We start from the raw sequence: 3,550 nt of genomic DNA, 5'->3' as shown, positions 1-3,550 counted from the left end.
GGGCGAGGAACTGGTCGCCGATGCGATCGCCGCGATCGAGGCGGGGATGGACGTCGCGTCGGGGCTGCACCAGCGGCTGCGCGACGAGCCGCGCATCGTCGCGGCGGCGCAGCGGCACGGCCGCGCGCTGCACGACGTCCGCGACCCGGCCGACGATATAGCGGTCGGGAACGGCAAGCCGCGCGCCGGCCACCGGCTGCTGACCGTCGGCACCGATTGTTCGGTCGGCAAGATGTACGCATCGCTGTGCCTGGTCGACGGGCTGAAGCGCCGCGGCCTCGCCGCCGATTTCCGCGCGACCGGGCAGACCGGTATCCTGATCGCCGGGTCGGGCGTGCCGCTCGATGCGGTGGTCGCCGATTTCATCTCCGGCGCGGTCGAGCAGATTTCGCCCGCGCGCACCGACGATGGCTGGGACGTGATCGAGGGGCAGGGATCGCTGTTCCACCCGTCCTTCGCCGGCGTGTCGACCGGCCTGCTCCACGGCGCGCAGCCCGAGGCGCTGGTGATGTGCCACGATCCGCAGCGTGAGCATATGCGCGGCCTGCCGCATTATCGGGTGCCCGATCTGGCGACGTGTCTGGAGGCCAATCTGGCGACCGCGCGGCTGACCAGCCCGTCGGTGCGCGCGGTCGGCATCGCGATCAACACGTCGCGGATGGAGCGCGCCGAGGCCGAGGCCTATTGCAAGCGCACCGCCGATGCGATCGGCCTGCCGTGCACCGATCCCTATGCATTCGGGGTCGATGCGATCCTCGACGAATTGCTGGGCGCGGTCGCGGCATGACGCGGACGCTGTCGGCCGAGATCGCGCGGTTTCCGCTTTCCACGCCGTTCCGCATCTCGCGCGGGGTCAAGACCGTCGCCGAGGTGGTCGAGGTCGAGGTCGCCCAGGACGGCGCCGTCGGGCGCGGCGAGGGGATGCCCTATGCGCGCTATGGCGAGTCGCTCGACGGGGCGCTGGCGGAGATCGCGGCGGTGCGCGATGCGATCGCCGCCGGGGCCGGCCGCGATGATGTGTTGACGTTGATGCGTCCCGGCGCCGCCCGCAACGCGGTCGACTGCGCGCTGTGGGATCTTGAGGCGACGCTGTCGGGCAAGAGCGTGAGCGCGCTGATCGGTGATCCACCGGTGGGCGCGGTGGCGACAGCGATGACGGTCGGGCTGGATACGCCCGAGGCGATGGGCGCCGCCGCCGCCGCCTATGCCGATTACCCGCTGGTCAAGATCAAGGTCGATCGCAACGATCCGCTCGCGCAGATCCGCGCGGTGCGCGCGGCGGCGCCGCGTCCGCGGATCATCGTCGACCCCAACGAAAGCTGGACGATCGCCGAGGTGCGCGATCTGCAATCGGCGCTGATCGACCTGCGCATCGACCTGCTGGAACAGCCGCTGCCGTCGGAGGATGACGGCGCGCTGGCCGGCTTCACCTCCGCCATTCCGATCGCCGCCGATGAAAGCGCGCATGTCGCCGGGGACATCGACGCGCTGGCGGACCGCTATCAGGTGGTCAACATCAAGCTCGACAAGACCGGCGGGCTGACCGCCGCGCTGACGCTGGCGGACGCGGCGGTGGCGCGCGGGCTGGGGCTGATGACCGGGTGCATGGTCTCCTCCTCGCTGTCGATCGCGCCGGCGATGATCGTCGCGGCGCGCTCCGGCTTCGTCGATCTCGACGGACCGCTGTGGCTGGCGAACGACCGCCCGGGCGGGGTGCGGGCGGAACGCGGGATGATGCGCCCGCCGTCGCCCGGCTTCTGGGGCGGCCTCTCCGCATGACGGCCGGCGCCGCGCCCCAGTGTGCGCGGCGCGGCTTTTCCGGCGTTTCCCGCGCCCGCGGCGCCATGCCCGGTGCTGCGAAATGTAGTCTTGACTATTTTATTCGCCAGCAGTTCAATCCCCGCAACAAAAAGACATGGCGGGGAGAACTGGAATGGGGCGCGCATTCAAGCTCGGTCTTCTGGTGGGCGTGGCGGCGATCTGGTCGCTGCCGGCGATGGCGCAGACCGTGCCGGCTGAGGGCGATCCCCCGCCCGGTCGCGCCACCACCAACGACAATCCCCTCGGCGACATCGTCATCACCGCGCAGCGCCGCGAACAATCGCTGCAAGAGGTGCCGATCAGCGTCACCGCCTTCAACGCCGCATCGATCCGCGCGCTCAGCGCCGAGACGATCGGCGATCTCGATACCTTCACCCCCGGCCTGACGATCAACGACACGTCGGTCACCCAGCCGTCCTTCACCATCCGCGGCGTCGCCACCGACGATTTCGGCATCGGCACCGATCCGTCGGTCGGCATCTTCATCGACGGCATCTATTCGGGCCGGTCGGGCGCGTCGCTGATCTTCTTCAACGACATCAACCGGGTCGAGGTGCTGAAGGGCCCGCAGGGCACGTTGTTCGGGCGCAACACGTCGGGCGGCGCGATCTCGATCATCACCAACAAGCCGTCCGACCGGCTGGAGCTGAACGGCACGCTCCAGGGCGGCAATTACGGCAAGGCGCGGGTCGACCTGACCGGCAACGTTCCGATCACCGACACATTGTTCCTGCGGGTCAACGGCGTGTTCAACCGCCGCAACGGCTATCTGAAGGACGCGGTGAGCGGCGACGACCGCGAGCGCGAGAAGAACGAGTCGGCCCGGGCCGCGCTGCGCTGGGCACCCAGCGCGGATACCGATTTCGTGCTCGCCTACGACCATGACAACACACACAAGGACGGGCCGGCGTCGGTCGGCATCAGCGTGTTCGCGCTTGGCACCGATCCGTTCGGGCCCTTCACCAATGACGTGATCGGCAACAAGGAAACGCGCGTTCTGAACGACGTATCGCTGACCGCGACGCACCGGATGGGCGCGGTCACGCTGACCAGCATCAGCGCGTTCAAGCACTTCGAGACTCACAACCGCGAGGATGAGGACGGCACCGGCGACGCCACCCGCTACCTCGACACCGAGAATATCGAGAAGAACTCGAGCCTCTATCAGGAACTGCGGCTGGGGTTCGAGAACGATCGCTGGAGCGCGATCGCCGGCGGCAGCTATTTCCATGAACGCGGGCGCCAGACCAGCGCGGTGACGCTGCTCAGCGACTCGGTCGATCGCATCCTGGGCGCGGTCGCCGATTTCCCGATCTTCACGATCCTAGACAGCGTCGGGCTGCCGGTGTTCGGCAACAGCTTCCAGGAGGATATGAACAACCGCGTCGCCAATGATTCGCTGGCGGCGTTCGCCGACGCCACGTTCAAGGTGACGCCACGGCTGAGCCTGACCGCCGGCATCCGCTACACCCACGACGTCAAGAAATTCAGCTGGCTGAACGGCGGTTTCGCGGCGCCGGGGCTGGACGCGGTGGTCGCGCCGGGCGCGCTCTACAATGCGATCATCGGGATGCCGGCGTTCCCCGACGGTGCCTCGATCAGCGCCGCCGATTTCTTCCGCGCGACGGTCGGGTCGGCCGGGCTGATCTTCGACAGCGGCGCGCTGGAGGATGTGCGCTTTACCCGCCGCGCGTCCTTCAACGACGTCTCGCCGCGCTTCGTCATCCAG

3 protein-coding genes are annotated in these 3,550 nt (G+C 68.7%); all 3 read left to right on the top strand.

From position 1 onward, the window contains the following. The coding region (locus VNR91_RS03435) for a DUF1611 domain-containing protein (protein WP_325489394.1) at positions 1-787 on the top strand (787 nt) is incomplete at its 5' end. Continuing rightward, positions 784-1,779: an N-acetyl-D-Glu racemase DgcA gene (gene dgcA / locus VNR91_RS03430; protein WP_325489393.1), complete on the top strand. Its 996-nt coding sequence runs from the start codon at positions 784-786 to the stop codon at positions 1,777-1,779. The genes VNR91_RS03435 and dgcA, both read left to right, overlap by 4 nt. 154 nt (positions 1,780-1,933) lie before the next feature. After that, the coding region (locus VNR91_RS03425) for a TonB-dependent receptor (RefSeq protein WP_325489392.1) at positions 1,934-3,550 on the top strand (1,617 nt) is incomplete at its 3' end.

The sequence above is a fragment of the Sphingomonas sp. genome, assembly GCF_035555815.1.
In the GTDB taxonomy this organism is placed as follows: domain Bacteria; phylum Pseudomonadota; class Alphaproteobacteria; order Sphingomonadales; family Sphingomonadaceae; genus Sphingomonas.
The sequence above is the reverse complement of the archived record's forward strand: the minus strand, read 5'-3'. Positions and strand labels throughout refer to the sequence as shown.